This window comes from Bradyrhizobium sp. IC4060 (assembly GCF_020193715.1).
Classification (GTDB): Bacteria; Pseudomonadota; Alphaproteobacteria; order Rhizobiales; family Xanthobacteraceae; genus Bradyrhizobium; species Bradyrhizobium yuanmingense.
The window spans coordinates 1-393 of record NZ_JADYVJ010000121.1 but is presented as its reverse complement, the minus strand read 5'-3'; the positions used below and the strand labels follow the sequence as shown (position 1 = coordinate 393).

1 protein-coding gene is annotated in these 393 nt (G+C 69.0%); it reads right to left on the bottom strand.

Features of this window, described 5'->3' with window-relative positions; genetic code table 11:
• Positions 1 to 277: WecB/TagA/CpsF family glycosyltransferase (locus I6F16_RS37775; RefSeq protein WP_346730193.1), on the bottom strand; the 277-nt coding region annotated here is incomplete at its 3' end.
• Between the last annotated feature and the right edge of the window lie 116 nt (positions 278 to 393).

Sequence of the window (393 nt, the reverse complement as noted above, 5' to 3'; positions counted from 1 at the left end):
GGATGGCAGAGGCAAGCTTGACAGGCTCGATGAGGTACCGGCCGTAGAGGCGCAGCGGGTCGTGGGCGAAGCGCCAGGCCCACTCGAGACCGAACCGGCCGAGCCACCGGGGGCTCAGCTTGGCGGCGCCAGCGACGTAGTCGACGGCACCGCCGACGGTGGCGATGTAGGCGTTCGGCATCTGCGCGAGGTTGCGGGTGAGGAACGCCTCCTGCAGCGGCATGCCCATCCCCACGAGGATGAGCTGCGGATCGTGCGCGCGGATCAAGTCCACCACGCTCTGCTCCTCTCCACGCTCATGTAGCCCGATCGCCCTGCCACCGCATCGGCGTGGCGCCACCTGCGCCAGGATGAGATGGCGTCCGCGTTCACCTGCTCGGACCCACCCAGGAT